The following is a 14903-nucleotide window of genomic DNA, read 5'->3' on the forward strand; positions in this document are numbered from 1 at the left end:
GAGGAGAGTGAAATGGCCTACGATTTTGACCTGTATGTAATTGGCGCCGGTTCCGGCGGTGTTCGCGCAGCGCGGTTTGCCGCTGGTTTTGGTGCCAAGGTGGCCGTGGCGGAAAGCCGCTACCTGGGTGGTACCTGCGTCAACGTCGGCTGCGTGCCGAAAAAACTGTTGGTGTACGGGGCACATTTTGCCAAAGATTTCGAGCAGGCCAGCGGGTTTGGCTGGTCCTTGGGGGAGGCGAACTTTGATTGGGCGACCCTGATCGCCAATAAAGACCGTGAGATCAACCGTCTGAATGACATCTACCGAAACCTGCTGGTCAACAGCGGCGTGACCCTGCATGAGGGGCATGCACGCTTGGTTGATCCGCATCAGGTGGAAATCAACGGTGAGCGCTTTACCGCCAAACATATTCTGATCGCCACCGGTGGCTGGCCGCAGATTCCTGAGATTCCAGGGCATGAGCACGCGATTGGCTCCAATGAGGCGTTCTTCCTCAAGGCGTTGCCCAAGCGCGTGCTGGTGGTTGGCGGCGGTTATATCGCGGTTGAATTCGCCGGGATTTTCCACGGACTGGGCGCCCAGACCTCGTTACTGTATCGCGGTGACCTGTTCCTGCGCGGCTTCGACGGTTCGGTGCGCACGCACCTGAAGGAAGAGTTGACCAAGCGCGGCCTGGACCTGCAATTCAATGCCGACATCGCGCGCATCGACAAACAGCCGGATGGCAGCCTCAAAGCCACGTTGAAGGACGGTCGCGTGCTGGAGGCTGATTGCGTGTTTTACGCCACGGGTCGCCGTCCGATGCTGGACAATCTGGGGCTGGAGAACACAGGAGTCAAACTCGACATGCGCGGTTTCGTTGAAGTGGATGATCTGTACCAGACCGCCGAAGCCTCGATCCTGGCCATCGGCGACGTGATCGGGCGCGTGCAACTGACACCGGTTGCCCTCGCCGAAGGCATGGCCGTGGCGCGCCGTCTGTTCAAGCCTGAGCAATATCGCTTGGTTGATTACGCGATGATCCCGACCGCGGTATTCAGCCTGCCAAATATCGGCACGGTCGGCCTGAGCGAAGAAGAAGCGAAAGAGAAGGGCCATAAGGTGCAGGTCTTCGAAAGCCGTTTCCGGCCGATGAAGTTGACCCTGACCGAATGTCAGGAAAAGACCCTGATGAAGTTAGTGGTCGACGCCGACACCGACAAGGTACTGGGTTGTCACATGGTCGGCCCGGATGCTGGCGAGATCGTCCAGGGGCTTGCGATTGCGCTCAAGGCGGGCGCGACCAAGCAACATTTCGATGAGACCATCGGCGTGCATCCCACGGCGGCGGAAGAGTTCGTCACCATGCGCACGCCTGTGGCGAGCTGATCAAGCGTCGGGTGTTGCCTCTGGCGCCGCTGCAATGGCGGCGGCCAGGCGCAACGCCTCAATGCTTGCCTGAGCCTTGATCAGGTCCAGTTCCAAGGTGTTGTTGGCGTGCTTGTGTTCGGTCAGCGCTTCCTGGCGTGACTGGCTCTCCAGCACGGCAACCCGCAGGCGCTCCTGAAGCAGGGTGCGCTCGCTTTCAATCAGGCTTACCTGTTCGCTCAGCTTGAGCTGCTGGGCCTGATCTTTTCGCAATTGCTCCTGCAGCGCAGCCAGGTCCTTCGCGGTTACGCGATGTTCGATCAACAACCGCTCATTGTCGCGATGCAACTGGGTGATCTCATCCTGACGCACCATCGCGCTCTGCTGGGCCTGGCGCAATTCGGCTTGCACCTGTTGTAGCTGCCCTTCGTGACGGCGCTGTTCCTGTTCGCGCTGTTCCTTGATCGCATTGCGGTAGTGCTCCAGCGCATCGCGGGCGTGCAGGTGCTTTTCTTCCAGTGAGCGAATCTGTTCGTCCTTGTCGTTAATCCGTAGCGCGTAATCGCTGCACGCCTGGCTCAGCCCGGCGTTACGGGTTTGCTCCGCCTGCAGGCTGGTGCTGGCCGTTTGCAGCGCTGCGCTTTCTTCTGCCAGGGCCGCGGATTGGATATCGAATTGTTGCTTGCGTTGGGTGTGAGCCTCCTCGAGGGCTTCGATCTGGGCGAGTAGGGCGGCTTTCTGCTGCTCGAATTGCACAAGGGCCAGGTCGATAGGCTCCTGGGCTTTCTCCTTCAGGCGTTGAGCGAGCCGCGCCACCAGTTCGCCAAGCTCGTCGTCTATCGGCGCTTCGGTGATGGTGAGGCGGGTTTCGCTTTCGTCCAACTCCTTTAAATACCGATGAATCGTGGTTTTAGAGCCCGTGTTGCCCATTTCGATGCGTACGGCGTCGATGCTGGGGTTTTCGCCGCGGGCGAGGAGCGCCAGGCGTGCTGTTTGAACTACTGCTTTATTGATGCCGCCGCGAGCCATGGGGTCTCCGTCGATTTAGTACTGTGGTACGTAGTATGTATTTACGTACTATATCATGCATTAAAACGTGTTGAAAATCATGAGTTAACAGATGGGATATTGGCGTATTATCCCGTGTCATTAGCTTTTTAACCGCGAATCCACCTGTCAGCAGTACGAATAGGCCTTCTATGAGCGATCTCGATCGTTATCTCAACGCCGCCACCCGCGACAACACGCGACGCAGTTATCGCGCCGCTATCGAGCACTTTGAGGTGAGTTGGGGCGGGTTCCTGCCTGCGACCAGCGACAGCGTGGCGCGTTACCTGGTCGCTCACGCAGGCGTGTTGGCCGTCAACACCTTGAAGCTGCGCCTGTCGGCATTGGCGCAATGGCATACGAGCCAGGGGTTTGCCGACCCAACTAAAGCGCCAGTAGTGCGCAAGGTGCTCAAGGGCATTCGTGCCGTGCACCCGGCGCAGGAGAAACAAGCCGAGCCGTTGCAGCTCAAGCATTTGGAACAGGTGGTTGCATCTCTTGAGGTCGACGCGAAAGAGGCAGCCCAGGCACAGGATCAGCCCCGGTTGCTGCGTGCCAAGCGCGACACTGCGCTGATTCTGTTGGGTTTCTGGCGTGGCTTTCGCAGCGATGAGCTGTGTCGCCTCGATATCGAGCATGTGCAGGCCACACCCGGTGCTGGCATTAGCCTTTATCTACCGCGCAGCAAAAGCGACCGCGACAACCTTGGCAAGACCTATCACACCCCGGCGCTGCTGCGTTTGTGCCCAGTGCAAGCCTACAGTGAATGGCTCAGCGCCTCGGCCCTGGTCCGTGGCCCGGTGTTTCGCGGCATTGATCGCTGGGGCAACCTGGGGGCGGAGGGGTTGCACCCCAATAGCGTGATTCCATTGTTGCGCCAGGCGCTGGAGCGCGCCGGCATTCCCGCCGAGCAATACACCAGCCACTCATTACGCCGAGGCTTTGCCACGTGGGCGCATCGCAGTGGTTGGGATTTGAAGTCGTTGATGAGTTACGTCGGCTGGAGCGACATGAAATCTGCCATGCGCTATGTTGAAGCGACGCCCTTTCTTGGCATGGCCTTGGCGACGCAACCGCTGCTTTGAGATTTCTTCTATTAATACAGCCACCTGATAGGGAAAACCAATCGTCAGCATGAGGTTTGCCAATGAGCCATCGTCAGAGAGAGTCGGTAGGATTCACTTCATCAACTTACTAAGCCCTTTTACAAACCTGACGGAGAGTCAACGATGCCTATCATCAACAGCCAAGTAAAACCGTTCAAAGCGACCGCCTACAAAAACGGCAACTTCGTCGAAGTGACCGACGCTGACCTGAAAGACAAATGGTCCGTTGTGTTCTTCTACCCAGCCGACTTCACCTTCGTTTGCCCAACCGAACTGGAAGACCTGGCTGACAACTACGCCGAATTCCAAAAGCTGGGCGTTGAGATCTACAGCGTTTCCACCGACACCCACTTTGCCCATGCTGCCTGGCACAACACTTCGCCAGCCATCGGCAAAATCCAGTACACCATGATCGGCGACCCAACCCTGACCATCTCCCGCAACTTCGACGTACTGATCGAAGAAGCTGGCCTGGCAGACCGCGGTACGTTCGTGATCAACCCAGAAGGTCAGATCAAGATCGTTGAACTGAACGACGGTGGTGTTGGCCGTGATGCTTCCGAGCTGCTGCGCAAAATCAAAGCCGCTCAGTACGTGGCTGCCCACCCAGGCGAAGTGTGCCCAGCCAAGTGGCAAGAAGGCGAGGCCACTCTGGCTCCGTCCCTGGACCTGGTCGGCAAGATCTAAGTCTGTGAAGCATCAAGGGCGGTATTCCGCACCTACCCAGTAAGCTGCAACCGCCCTCAAAAACGCCCGGGCGAGATTCGCTCGGGCGTTTTTTTATACCCAGAATTCAAGGAAATCGCCCGTATGTTGGACGCCAATCTTAAAGCTCAGTTGAAGTCATACCTGGAGCGGGTTACCCAGCCGATCGAGATCGTTGCCTCCCTCGACGACGGCGCGAAATCCCAGGAAATGCTTGCTCTTCTGCAGGACGTCGTCAGCCTCACTACGCTGATTACCCTGAAAACCGATGGCGATGATGCGCGTAAGCCTTCGTTCTCCATCAACCGCCCGGGTGCCGAGATCAGCCTGCGTTTCGCCGGTATCCCCATGGGCCATGAATTCACTTCGTTGGTGTTGGCCCTGCTGCAAGTCGGTGGTCACCCGTCGAAGGCCAGTGTCGAAGTGATTGAACAGATTCGCGCCCTTAAAGGCGAGTTCAGCTTCGAGACTTACTTCTCGCTGTCGTGCCAGAACTGCCCGGACGTGGTCCAGGCGCTGAACCTGATGGCTGTGCTTAACCCGAACATCCGCCACGTCGCCATCGACGGCGCGTTGTTCCAGGCTGAGGTCGACGAACGCCAGGTCATGGCAGTGCCGAGCGTGTACCTCAATGGTGTGAACTTCGGCCAGGGCCGCATGGGCCTGGAAGAGATTCTCGCCAAGCTCGACACCAGCGGTATGGAAAAAGCCGCCGAGAAAATCAGCGCCAAAGACGCCTTTGACGTCCTTGTTGTCGGCGGTGGCCCGGCCGGCTCTGCGGCTGCGATCTACGCCGCACGTAAAGGCATTCGTACCGGCGTGGCGGCTGAGCGTTTTGGTGGGCAGGTGCTGGACACCATGTCCATCGAGAACTTTATCTCGGTACAGGAAACCGAAGGCCCGAAACTGGCCAGTGCCCTGGAAGCCCATGTCCGTCAGTACGACGTGGACATCATGAACCTGCAGCGTGCCAGCAGCCTGATCCCTGCGAAAAACGCCGGTGAGTTGCATGAGATTCGCTTCGAAAGCGGTGCGACCCTCAAGTCCAAAACCGTGATCCTGGCCACCGGTGCTCGCTGGCGCGAAATGGGTGTGCCGGGTGAGCAGGAATACAAGGCTAAAGGCGTGTGTTTCTGCCCGCACTGCGATGGTCCGTTGTTCAAGGGCAAACGTGTGGCAGTGATCGGCGGCGGTAACTCCGGCGTTGAAGCGGCCATCGACCTGGCCGGGATCGTCAGCCACGTGACCTTGCTTGAGTTCGACAGCAAGTTGCGCGCCGACGCTGTATTGCAGCGCAAGCTTTACAGCCTGCCGAACGTTGACGTGATCACCAGTGCACTGACCAGTGAAGTGAAAGGCGATGGTCAGAAAGTCACCGGTTTGGCGTACAAGGATCGCGACAGCGGCGAGTTCAAGACTATCGACCTTGAAGGCATCTTCGTACAGATCGGTTTGCTGCCCAACACCGACTGGCTCAAAGGCACCGTGGAGCTGACGCCCCGCGGTGAGATCATCGTCGATGCGCGTGGCGAGACTTCATTGCCAGGTGTGTTTGCTGCCGGCGACGTAACGACTGTGCCCTACAAGCAGATCGTGATCGCAGTGGGCGAGGGCGCCAAAGCTTCGCTGAGTGCTTTCGATCACCTGATTCGTACCTCTGCGCCAGCGTAAATTCCAGCCCGAAAATGAAAAACCCCATGAGCGATCATGGGGTTTTTTCGTTTACATCGGTGCTGGCTGAATGATCTCAACCCAGTACGCATCAGGGTCCTTGATGAACGCTAGGCTTTTCATGCGGCCATCGCTCAGGCGCTTCTGGAAGTCACAGCCCAGAGCTTCGAAACGCTCACAGGCCGCGACGATATCCGGTACCGAGATGCAGATGTGGCCAAAGCCACGCGGGTCGGTGTTGCCGTTGTGGTAGGCGAAGTCGGCGTCGTTTTCGGTGCCGTGGTTGTGAGTCAGCTCCAGGATACCTGGGATCGACTTCATCCACTGGGTACGTTCGGCAGCGTCGGCCGGGATCTGGGATTTGTCCACCAGGGCCAGGAAATACAGGCTGAACTCGGCTTCCGGGAAGTCGCGTTTCTCAACCAGCGAAAAGCCCAGGACGCGCGTGTAGAAGTCCAGCGACTTGGTGATGTCCTTGACCCGCAGCATGGTGTGGTTGAACACAAAGTTCGTGGTGGCGGTGTCAGGTTGGGCAGTGACGCCCGGGAAAGTGTTCAGTTCGTGCAGGCTCATGGGCCCTCCAGAAAAAATGGGGCAAACGCGGCTCTAAGATGTGAGCAGGTCCTTGGCTTGCGGCTGGCATCCGTGCAGCCAGGCCATGATACGCAAGGCCTGCGCCGCGCGCCAAATGAAAAAGGCCACGCAGGCCTTGCGACCAGTGGGGCTGGGGCTCAAACTTTGGCGCTTGAACCTTGGGTGTTTTTCGCAATGATCGAACTTCGTAAACCGTTGTTGAGCGCTGTGTGTTTGCTGTTGGGCAGTCCTTTCGTACTGGCGGCCGGCCCTGAGGTCCATTGGCCCAGCGGCTGGCAAATCGAAGAGGTGACGCACGATGGCGACACGCCCGGTAAACCTCGGCCTGTCTCTCGGCAACGGGCGATCAAGAACGATGAAAATGGCGCGACCTTGATGGTCATGGAGTTGACCGGCACGCCGATTGAAGCGGGGCACAATGTTAATCTTCAAGGTGTGCTGCTGGAGATGCGCAAGTCGATTCAGAAAGATTTTGCCAAGGGCGGTTATCAAAGTGTATGCAGCAAGATGCGCCCTACAACATTGAGCCGTCTGGAAGCGCTGGAAACTACTTGTGTGATAACCGAAAACGGGCGTCACGTGCTTTCGCAAACATTGGTCGGCGCGGTTGATGCCGATAAGGCGTATGTTTTTTCATACGCGGGGCAGGCCGAAGCATACGAAGCAAGCAAGGACGAAGTCAGTTCGGTGCGCGATAGCCTGAAACTTTAAGTATGTAGTGCCCATCGATCATGAACATGATGAAACGTTATTTAAGTTCGGTTTCGAACCGCTGAAATAAAAAAGGCCCCGCCTAAGCGGGGCTCTTTGTTAGTGCGGTGTGATCAGCCGCGCAGCCAGGCATCTACAGTGGTGGCGCCGTACTGTTCTTTCCAGGCCTTGAGGCCACGGTGGTTACCGCCTTTGGTTTCGATCAGCTCACCGGTGTGTGGGTTCTGGTAAACCTTGACCACGCGTGCACGGCGCTGTTTTGGTGCGGTAGCGGCAGCAGCGCTGGACTTGCCAGGGTTTGGATCAAGGATGGAAATGATGTCGCGCAGGCCTTTGCCATAGCTCTTCATCAGGGCTTGAAGCTTTTCTTCGAATTCGATTTCTTTCTTCAGGCCGGCGTCGTTCTTCAGGGATTCCAGCTGGGCAAGCTGCTCTTGAAGGGCTTTTTCTGCTGCGCGAAATTCGGCGAGTCTGGACAAAATCTGTACTCCAATAATGTTGTTGGCTGATATCAACTGCAGACAAAGCTATAAGCCAAGCGCTTTAAGGCGACCCAAGAAAGAAGTCGTCCTGCGAGTTCTGCACAGGCAGGAAAAATTGTAGTAGTTAATCCGCTGCGAGTAAATCATGTCTTTTGTCTAAATAACATTATTTCAGTGCGTCGCGTGTGTGGTTATTCAATGGCTGGCCAGGGATTTAATAAATTCATCGCAGGGCAAAGGCCTTCCGAACAGATAGCCCTGCAGGAAATCCACACCTTGAGTGGCTAGATAATCACGCTGTTCAGCGGTTTCCACACCCTCTGCAACGATGCCCAAGTCGAGCTTGCCAGACAGTTCTATGATGCTGTCCAGAATATGCCGTGATAGTGCATCGGCGCCGATCATGGCGACAAAACTCTGGTCGATCTTCAAGTAGTCCACATTGAAGTTGCGCAAGTAACCCAGGCTGGAATGACCGGTGCCAAAGTCGTCGATGGCAATCATCACGCCCAGTTCATGCAGCGCGTCGAACAAGCGCCGAGTGATATCGCTGGGCTCGATCAACTCACGTTCGGTCAGTTCTAGCACCAGCGTTACCTGGCCCACGGGGAACGCGGCGAGAAACTCCCGACAGTCATCCACCAGCGCCAGGTCCTGGCAATGGCGTGAGGTGATATTTACGCCGATATGAAAGCCAGGGCTGAAGCGCGCGGCGTGCGGCGCCAATTGCGCGGCGGTCTGGCGCAACAGGGCGCGGGTCATCGGCACGATCAGGCCCGAATGCTCGGCCAGGGGGATGAACAGGTCAGGACGCACCAGGCCTTCCTTAGGGTGTTGCCAGCGCATCAACACTTCGCAGCCGGCCCACGCGCGCGTATCACCGCGCACCACTGGCTGGAAATACGGAATGAATTCATTGGCGCCCAGCGCCCGTTGCAGTTCCTGGGTCGGCGCTGAAGAGCGCTTTTGCAGCCAATGCGCCAGTGCGCCCGCCAGCACGCCAAAGAACACCACCAGGCTGAACAAGGCCGCATACCGGGCCTGCATGTACCGCCACACTTCACCTTTCGGCATGCCAGCGGTGACGCGGTAGTGATAGCGATCGGATACCAACTCATGATGCGCCACCGCAAAAAAGGGTATGGCGGTGTTATGCACCTTGCCATCAGCCCCTAGCCAATTCGGGCCAACTTGCAGGACCAGGTAGGCGTAACGGCTGATCAAGCGCAGAGCGTTGGTCAGGTGATAGCCATCAATCGACGCAAAAGCGGCCTTGTCGCCGTCGACCAACCGGTAAACCAGTAGAGCGGTATTCGGCGTCACCGGGTTGCCATTCATCAGCCATAAGCGGCCGTCGACGTAGTCATCCGGATTGACCGGTGACGGGTATTTATCGCCAAACAGCGAGCTGCAATAGATATTTTTCTGCCAGGACAAGGTGGTCGCGCGCACAAACGGCCGACGCGTGACCTGTTCGCGCAGGGCCAACTGCGCACTGCTGTCACAAGGTTGCCCCGCCAAAGGCAGCAAGGCCTGGGCGGCGAGTGCGGTGTTATCGAGCATCAAGTCGAATTGGCGCAGGGCTTCCTGGGCTGTCTGGGCGGTGCTTTGCTGCAGGGTGCGTTCGGCTTGCCAGTGCAGGATGACCACCCCGAGTGCAATCGGCAGCAAGGCACTCAAGGACGTGATCAAGTAACGCGTGGCGCGTTTTCGCGGGCCGTTAACGGTCAGGGGCATGAAGTGAACGGCCTGTTGCCTGGGTCAGATTCAGTCGATGATAGTTGGCTTGGCCCAAATAAGCTCGTGGTGCCTAGCCATTTGGCCAGTAGCCAGCGCTACAGTTCCAGGCCTTGGGCAATGCGGATAAAGGCGAGGGTTGCGGGGGAAGACTGGCGCCGGTCCAGTACCGCCAGGCCCACGTGGCGTGGCACACGCGGTGACAGCGCGCACTGCACATAACGCTGGTCGCTCCCCGCCGGCAAGGAGGCTTGTGCCACCACGCTCACGGCCTCACCCCGGCTGACGGTTTCCAGCGTGCTCAGCAACTGTGAGCAGCGATAGCGCACGTTTGGCGTCAGCCGCGCCTCGTTGAACAGCCGCACCACCATTTCAGTGGAGCCGGCCTCAGTCAGGGCGAACGGTTCGTTGCACAAGTCCTTGAGGCTAACCTGTTCGCACGCGGCCAGATGATGGTCGGCGGGCAGCAGCGCAACCATCTGGTCCTCGAACAGGGCGAAGGTATCAAAGCGTTCCTGTTCCAGCACCACAAAGCCAATATCGATACGGCGCTCGTCGAGCCATTGGATAACCTGCCTGTCCGGCCCTTCGTCCACATGCACTTCAATGCCTGGGTACGCCAGGCGGAACTGGCTGAGGATCTTCGGCAACAGGTGATTTGAGGCCGTCGGTCCAAAGGAACCGATGCGCAGCGTCCCGCGTTTCATGCCCCGCGCATCCGCCGCTTCCTGTTGCAAGGTGTTCGCCAGGCCAAGCATTGCCCGGGCGCGTCCGAGCAATTGCGCGCCAATATCACTGAGTTCCACCTGAGCCTGGTGACGTCTGAACAACGCCACACCGAGTTCCTGTTCCAGGCCCTTGATTGCATGGGATACCGCCGACTGGCTGATACCCAGTCGGTGGGCCGCGCTGGTAAAGCCTTGCAGCTCGGCCACCTGGGAGAATATTTCGAGTTGGGTCAGGGTCATGAGTAATTACTCATTTTACGATGATTATGTATTACCAGAAGAATGGGCCAACCCTCAAGCCATTAGAGCCTCAGCCTGTGCATTTACCCCCGGATCGCATCACTTATATGAAGCTCGCTGCCGTCACCATGATTTGGGGCGGTACCTTCGTGGCCGGTCGCTACCTGGGCGCGGCGGTCGACCCTCTACTGGCGGCCAGCCTGCGGTTTCTGCTGGCCAGCCTGGCATTGCTGGCGTTCATGGGATTTGCGCGCATCCCATTGGCCCGTCCAAGCCCAAGGCAGATGGGACAACTGGTGATGCTGGGTTTTTTCGGTATCTTTTTCTACAACGTGTGTTTCTTCTACGGGTTGCACTACATCAATGCGTCGCGAGCTTCATTGATCGTCGCGTTGAACCCGGCGGTGATCGGCCTGGCGTCCTGGTGGTTATTCAAGGATCGCCTGAACACCCGCAAAATCCTGGGTATCGCGTTATGCCTGACGGGCGCCGCCCTGGTCATCGTCAGTCGCAATCCTCACGTGCTGGGCGAAGCGAACAACACTTGGCGCGGGGATTTGCTGATCTTCGGGTGCGTAGTGGGGTGGGGCGTCTACTCGCTGTTTTCCCGTGGATTGAACCAGAGCCTCGGGCCGCTACAGACGGTGACTTGGTCGATACTGTGGGGCACCCTGATGCTCACCGCGAGCACGCTGATCATGGGCCGCTTCTCGGTCGAGGCGATTGGCAGCCTGCATGCCCCGCAAGTACTGAGCCTGGCGTACCTGGGCGTGCTGGGTTCAGCGCTGGCCTATATCGGCTATTACGAAGGCATCCGCCAAATCGGCGCGACACGTTCCGGCGTATTTATCGCGCTTAACCCGCTAACAGCCGTGATCTCTGGCGCTTTGCTGCTGGGCGAGCCATTGACTGCGCCGATGCTGGCCGGTGGCACGGTGATCCTGCTCGGCATCTATCTGTGCAATAAACCCCTTGCACGTGCCAGGGCGTTGGGGATTTGATAAGAGTACGGACAAATACGGTTACGCTGTGTAGAATCGATTTACGCATACAAGAATATGACTTGCGCTCACGCAAGCCTCGGCCGTCAGAGACTGATGACACCATGAAGCTACTCGGCTCCCCCCTCATCTTCGGTGATTTCCTCGCCCGCAGTGTGCGAGGCCTCTCCTGTGCGCCGCCCGTGCCTCTCATCCTTGCTGGCAATTGAAACCGTCACTAAACAAGAATGATGAGGCGCCAAATCATGGCAGATCTATACGAAAACCCAATGGGCCTGATGGGCTTTGAATTCATCGAATTCGCGTCGCCGACGCCAGGCACCTTGGAGCCGATCTTCGAGATCATGGGCTTCAGCAAAGTCGCGACCCACCGTTCCAAGAACGTGCACCTGTACCGCCAGGGCGAGATCAACCTGATCCTCAACAACGAACCCAACAGCATTGCCTCGTACTTTGCGGCCGAGCACGGCCCGTCGGTGTGCGGCATGGCGTTCCGCGTCAAGGACTCGCAACAGGCCTATAACCGCGCGCTTGAGCTGGGGGCGCAGCCGATTCATATCGAAACCGGCCCGATGGAATTGAACCTGCCGGCGATCAAAGGCATTGGCGGTGCGCCGCTGTACCTCATCGACCGTTTCGGCGAAGGCAGCTCGATCTATGACATCGACTTTGTGTTTCTCGAAGGTGTTGAGCGTAACCCGCAAGGCGCCGGTCTCAAGGTCATCGACCACCTGACCCACAACGTTTATCGCGGGCGCATGGCCTACTGGGCCAACTTCTACGAGAAACTGTTCAATTTCCGTGAAGCGCGCTACTTCGACATCAAGGGCGAATACACCGGCCTGACCTCCAAGGCCATGAGCGCGCCGGACGGCATGATCCGCATCCCGCTGAACGAAGAGTCGTCCAAGGGGGCCGGGCAGATAGAAGAGTTCCTGATGCAGTTCAATGGCGAAGGCATCCAGCACGTGGCGTTCCTCTCTGAAGACCTGGTCAAGACCTGGGACGCATTGAAGAAGATCGGCATGCGCTTCATGACCGCGCCGCCGGACACTTACTACGAAATGCTTGAAGGCCGCTTGCCGAACCACGGCGAGCCAGTGGATCGACTGCAAGCACGCGGCATCCTGCTCGATGGTTCTTCGGTTGAGGGCGATAAGCGCCTGCTGCTGCAGATTTTCTCGGAAACCCTGATGGGCCCGGTGTTCTTCGAATTCATCCAGCGCAAGGGCGACGATGGATTTGGCGAGGGCAACTTCAAGGCGTTGTTCGAGTCGATCGAGCGCGACCAAGTACGCCGTGGTGTGTTGACCGCCGACTAAGTGTAAAAAAGCCCGGCCGAGGACAGGACAGCCTCGGCCGGGCTTTTTATTGCCTGCCAATCAGGCTCCGCGATGACGTACCAAGTGCTTGAACCCTTCAAACACCAGCACCATCACCGCCAGCCAGATCGGAATGTAGGTCAGCCATTCGCCGCCCTTGATCCCTTCGCCCAAGATCAGCGCCACACCGAGCAACAGTACCGGCTCTACGTAGCTGAGCAGCCCGAACAGGCTGAACGCCAGCAAACGACTGGCGATGATGTAGCTCACCAGCGCCGACGCACTGATCAGCCCCAGCAGTGGAATCAACGCGTACAGCTTCGGGTAGGCATCCAACACCGCAAAACCTTGCTCGCCACTCTGCACAAACCACCAGGCAACCGGCAGCATCAGCGCCATATCCAGCCAGAGCCCACCCAGATGATCGGTCTTAAGGTATTTGCGCACGACGAAGTACACCGGGTAGCCGATGACCACCACCAACGTTGCCCAAGAGAAACCACCGGCCTGGTACAACTCGTTGAGCACCCCAAGGCCTGCAAAAAATACCGCGACCCGCTGCAAGTACGAAAGCTGTTCGCCCCACACCAGGCGGCCGGTCAGCACCATGGTGAGTGGCAACAGGAAGTAACCCACCGACACATCCAGGCTGCGCCCGTTCAATGGCGCCCACATGAACAGCCACAACTGCACGCCCAGCAAGGCCGAAGACACCAACACACCGGCAATCAAGCGCGGCCGGTCCGCCAACATCCGCACCAACTCCCACACCCGTCGCCATTCGCCGCTGACGATCATGAATACCGTCATGCAGGGCACGGTGAGCAACATGCGCCAGCCGAAAATTTCCAGGCCGCTCAAGGGGGTCAGCAATGATGTGAAGTAATACATCACGGCAAACAACACCGAGGCCAAGACCGATAACACAACACCTTTAGACACACTGTCCTCGCGAAAACCATTGATACACAAGAGGGGGGGATTTCAGGAGGGAGATTATGGTGCTTTTGGCGGGAGAGGGTTGCTCTGTTTTGGGGCGGTTTTCAGGAAAATTTCTCGCGGCGGTCCATAAATTGAGCCCGATCTTGCGCGCGAAGCAGGTGAAATGTGGGAGCTGTCGAGCCCCCACATTTGATCTTGTGTTCACCACAAAAGCCTAGGCGCGTGCCACGCGGCCCGAAACAAAATGCCCCACATCGTTGAACCCCGGTGTCGACGCATGCCCCGGCGTCACCAGCGAATCAATGAACGCTTCATCTTCCGCCGTGATCTTCACATCCAGGGCGCCTATGTAGGCATCCCACTGCGCCTCGGTGCGTGGCCCGACAATCGCCGAACTCACCGCCGAGTTGTTCAACACCCAGGCAATTGCGAACTCGATAATCCCGACGCCGCGCCCTTGGGTGTATTGCTGGATCTGCTGGGCGATGCGCAGTGACTCCGAGCGCCATTCTGTTTCCAGGATGCGTTTGTCCTGGCGCGCCGCGCGGCTGCCGACCTCGGGGGCCACGTCCGGGGCATATTTGCCGCTGAGCACGCCCCGCGCCAGTGGGCTATAAGGCACCACGCCCAAACCGTAGGCCGCCGCGGCGGTGATCTGCTCGACTTCGGCCTGGCGGTTGACGATGTTGTACAGCGGCTGGCTGATCACGGGTTTGTTTACGCCCAGGCGTTCGGCCATGCGAATCACTTCGGCAATGCGCCAGCCCCGATAGTTGGACAAGCCCCAGTAACGGACCTTGCCCTGGCGGATCAGGTCGCCAATCGCCGACACCGTCACGTCCAGCGGCGTGTTGTGGTCCTCGCGGTGCAGGTAATAGATGTCGAGGTAATCAGTGTCCAGGCGCGTGAGGCTGGCTTCCAGTGCGTTGAAAATGTGCTTGCGACTCAGGCCGCTGCGGTTGGGAAGGCCGTCCGGCGGGCCGAACCCGACTTTGGACGCCACGATCCAGTCTTGACGTTGCCGGGTGATAGCGTCGCCGACGATTTCCTCGGAGCGTCCGCCCGTGTAGACGTCGGCCGTGTCAATAAAATTGATGCCCTGGTCCCAGGCCTTGTCGATGATGCGCAGCGAGTCTTCGGTGTTGGTCTGTTCGCCAAACATCATGGTGCCCAGGGTCAAGGCGCTGACCTTTAAACCGGATTGGCCCAATGTGCGGTAAATCATGGGTGACTCCTCAAGGCGGGAAACGTGCCCCTTGCAATACCA

The 14903-nt window shown here is 58.2% G+C and carries 14 protein-coding genes; 7 read left to right on the forward strand and 7 right to left on the reverse strand.

The window, feature by feature from the left end; all coding sequences use genetic code 11:
* The first annotated feature begins 12 nt into the window (after positions 1-12).
* Positions 13-1371 carry a glutathione-disulfide reductase gene (gene gorA, locus AACY52_RS03215; RefSeq protein WP_339560239.1) on the forward strand — a complete coding sequence of 453 codons (1359 nt, stop codon included), beginning with the start codon at positions 13-15 and terminating at the stop codon, positions 1369-1371.
* On the opposite strand, the gene AACY52_RS03220 is transcribed toward gorA, so the two are convergent.
* Complete coding sequence (locus tag AACY52_RS03220; protein ID WP_339416249.1) at positions 1372-2379, reverse strand: DNA-binding protein; 1008 nt, start codon at positions 2377-2379, stop codon at positions 1372-1374. It abuts the gene before it with no gap.
* A 170-nt stretch (positions 2380-2549) separates the two neighbouring features.
* On the opposite strand from AACY52_RS03220, the gene AACY52_RS03225 reads away from it, so the two are divergent.
* From AACY52_RS03225 to ahpF, 3 genes are all read left to right on the forward strand, one after another.
* Complete coding sequence (locus AACY52_RS03225; protein WP_339416250.1) at positions 2550-3482, forward strand: tyrosine-type recombinase/integrase; 933 nt, start codon at positions 2550-2552, stop codon at positions 3480-3482.
* Positions 3483-3626: 144 nt separating this feature from the next.
* Entirely contained in the window at positions 3627-4190 is a 564-nt protein-coding gene (ahpC, locus tag AACY52_RS03230; protein WP_339416252.1) for an alkyl hydroperoxide reductase subunit C, read from the forward strand.
* 123 nt (positions 4191-4313) lie between these two features.
* Positions 4314-5879: an alkyl hydroperoxide reductase subunit F gene (ahpF, locus tag AACY52_RS03235; protein WP_339416253.1), complete on the forward strand. Its 1566-nt coding sequence runs from the start codon at positions 4314-4316 to the stop codon at positions 5877-5879.
* Positions 5880-5930: 51 nt separating this feature from the next.
* Here ahpF and gloA read toward each other — a convergent pair whose 3' ends face one another.
* The gene (gene gloA / locus AACY52_RS03240) at positions 5931-6452 is read right to left on the reverse strand and encodes a lactoylglutathione lyase (protein WP_339416254.1); all 522 of its coding nucleotides are present in this window, start codon (positions 6450-6452) and stop codon (positions 5931-5933) included.
* 195 nt (positions 6453-6647) lie between these two features.
* Between gloA and AACY52_RS03245 the strand changes: the two genes are divergently transcribed.
* Complete coding sequence (locus tag AACY52_RS03245) at positions 6648-7184, forward strand: DUF4946 domain-containing protein (RefSeq protein ID WP_339416255.1); 537 nt, start codon at positions 6648-6650, stop codon at positions 7182-7184.
* A 113-nt stretch (positions 7185-7297) separates the two neighbouring features.
* Here the strand turns inward: AACY52_RS03245 and AACY52_RS03250 are convergent, their stop codons facing one another.
* The 3 genes from AACY52_RS03250 to AACY52_RS03260 form a co-directional block, all read right to left on the reverse strand.
* The gene (locus AACY52_RS03250) at positions 7298-7663 is read right to left on the reverse strand and encodes a histone-like nucleoid-structuring protein, MvaT/MvaU family (protein WP_339416256.1); all 366 of its coding nucleotides are present in this window, start codon (positions 7661-7663) and stop codon (positions 7298-7300) included.
* A gap of 198 nt (positions 7664-7861) precedes the next feature.
* Complete coding sequence (locus AACY52_RS03255; protein ID WP_339439031.1) at positions 7862-9403, reverse strand: EAL domain-containing protein; 1542 nt, start codon at positions 9401-9403, stop codon at positions 7862-7864.
* 98 nt (positions 9404-9501) lie between these two features.
* The gene (locus tag AACY52_RS03260) at positions 9502-10371 is read right to left on the reverse strand and encodes a LysR family transcriptional regulator (protein ID WP_339427514.1); all 870 of its coding nucleotides are present in this window, start codon (positions 10369-10371) and stop codon (positions 9502-9504) included.
* A gap of 107 nt (positions 10372-10478) precedes the next feature.
* Here AACY52_RS03260 and AACY52_RS03265 point away from each other — a divergent pair, with 107 nt between their 5' ends.
* Positions 10479-11372: a DMT family transporter gene (locus AACY52_RS03265; RefSeq protein WP_339416259.1), complete on the forward strand. Its 894-nt coding sequence runs from the start codon at positions 10479-10481 to the stop codon at positions 11370-11372.
* Between the two features lie 245 nt (positions 11373-11617).
* A complete protein-coding gene (gene hppD / locus AACY52_RS03270) occupies positions 11618-12694 on the forward strand; it encodes a 4-hydroxyphenylpyruvate dioxygenase (protein ID WP_339560240.1) in 1077 nt (358 codons plus the stop codon).
* 60 nt (positions 12695-12754) lie between these two features.
* On the opposite strand, the gene rarD is transcribed toward hppD, so the two are convergent.
* Both rarD and AACY52_RS03280 read right to left on the reverse strand, forming a co-directional pair.
* The gene (gene rarD / locus AACY52_RS03275; RefSeq protein WP_339416261.1) at positions 12755-13636 is read right to left on the reverse strand and encodes an EamA family transporter RarD; all 882 of its coding nucleotides are present in this window, start codon (positions 13634-13636) and stop codon (positions 12755-12757) included.
* A 214-nt stretch (positions 13637-13850) separates the two neighbouring features.
* Complete coding sequence (locus AACY52_RS03280; RefSeq protein WP_339416262.1) at positions 13851-14861, reverse strand: aldo/keto reductase; 1011 nt, start codon at positions 14859-14861, stop codon at positions 13851-13853.
* Positions 14862-14903 lie beyond the last annotated feature (42 nt).

The sequence above is a fragment of the Pseudomonas sp. EA_65y_Pfl1_P113 genome, assembly GCF_963970525.1.
Taxonomy (GTDB): domain Bacteria; phylum Pseudomonadota; class Gammaproteobacteria; order Pseudomonadales; family Pseudomonadaceae; genus Aquipseudomonas; species Aquipseudomonas tritici.

What these genes read in the sequence shown, in the direction of transcription:
- AACY52_RS03280 (WP_339416262.1), bottom strand. Translation starts at nt 14,861, where the DNA reads ATGATTTACCGCACATTGGGCCAATCCGGTTTAAAGGTCAGCGCCTTG.
- AACY52_RS03260 (WP_339427514.1), bottom strand. Translation starts at nt 10,371, where the DNA reads ATGACCCTGACCCAACTCGAAATATTCTCCCAGGTGGCCGAGCTGCAA.
- AACY52_RS03225 (WP_339416250.1), top strand. Translation starts at nt 2,550, where the DNA reads ATGAGCGATCTCGATCGTTATCTCAACGCCGCCACCCGCGACAACACG.
- ahpC (WP_339416252.1), top strand. Translation starts at nt 3,627, where the DNA reads ATGCCTATCATCAACAGCCAAGTAAAACCGTTCAAAGCGACCGCCTAC.
- gorA (WP_339560239.1), top strand. Translation starts at nt 13, where the DNA reads ATGGCCTACGATTTTGACCTGTATGTAATTGGCGCCGGTTCCGGCGGT.
- hppD (WP_339560240.1), top strand. Translation starts at nt 11,618, where the DNA reads ATGGCAGATCTATACGAAAACCCAATGGGCCTGATGGGCTTTGAATTC.
- AACY52_RS03245 (WP_339416255.1), top strand. Translation starts at nt 6,648, where the DNA reads ATGATCGAACTTCGTAAACCGTTGTTGAGCGCTGTGTGTTTGCTGTTG.
- gloA (WP_339416254.1), bottom strand. Translation starts at nt 6,452, where the DNA reads ATGAGCCTGCACGAACTGAACACTTTCCCGGGCGTCACTGCCCAACCT.
- AACY52_RS03220 (WP_339416249.1), bottom strand. Translation starts at nt 2,379, where the DNA reads ATGGCTCGCGGCGGCATCAATAAAGCAGTAGTTCAAACAGCACGCCTG.
- AACY52_RS03255 (WP_339439031.1), bottom strand. Translation starts at nt 9,403, where the DNA reads ATGCCCCTGACCGTTAACGGCCCGCGAAAACGCGCCACGCGTTACTTG.
- ahpF (WP_339416253.1), top strand. Translation starts at nt 4,314, where the DNA reads ATGTTGGACGCCAATCTTAAAGCTCAGTTGAAGTCATACCTGGAGCGG.
- AACY52_RS03265 (WP_339416259.1), top strand. Translation starts at nt 10,479, where the DNA reads ATGAAGCTCGCTGCCGTCACCATGATTTGGGGCGGTACCTTCGTGGCC.